This is a genomic window from Acetobacterium wieringae (genome assembly GCF_001766835.1).
Lineage (GTDB): Bacteria > Bacillota > Clostridia > Eubacteriales > Eubacteriaceae > Acetobacterium > Acetobacterium wieringae.
Map to the genome: position 1 here is coordinate 1 of NZ_LKEU01000001.1, position 524 is coordinate 524.

1 protein-coding gene is annotated in these 524 nt (G+C 43.7%); it reads right to left on the reverse strand.

Translation table 11 applies throughout. The annotated features are described in order from the left end of the window. Positions 1-524: DDE-type integrase/transposase/recombinase (locus ACWI_RS00005; RefSeq protein WP_139142292.1), on the reverse strand; the 524-nt coding region annotated here is incomplete at both ends.

The window sequence follows — 524 nt, forward strand, 5'->3', positions numbered from 1 at the left end:
TGAAACGCTTCAACACAAAGGTCTGCCCGCATGTTGTCATCCATCCTGAAGCCCCGGATACTGCCGTCATAGCAATCAAAAATGGGTGCCAGATAAAGTTTTCCATCTTTACAGGGGATTTCTGTAATATCAGTAAGCCATTTTTGATTCGGCGCTTCCGCTGTGAAATCCTGTTTGATGAGGTTTTCAGACTTTTGCGCTTTGGCATCGGCTTTCGTGATCCCATTGGGTTTAATCTTCATGCGGATCATCAGATTATTTTCTTTACAGATCCGGTAGATTGTCCTTAAACTCCCATGATAGTCCCGATTTAATCGAAGATAATCATAAATACGTCGAACACCATAATTGGCGTTTTCTTCGTCTTCCTGAATTAATTCATAGATTTGCGCCAAAAGATTTGCGTGCTTATCCGGTTTGCTTTTTGATCGCAGAAATTTATAGTAACCCGATTCGCTGACACCAAGCGTACGACAGAGCAGGGCAACCGGCCAACGGTCCCGGCGGTCGGTAATATATGACAT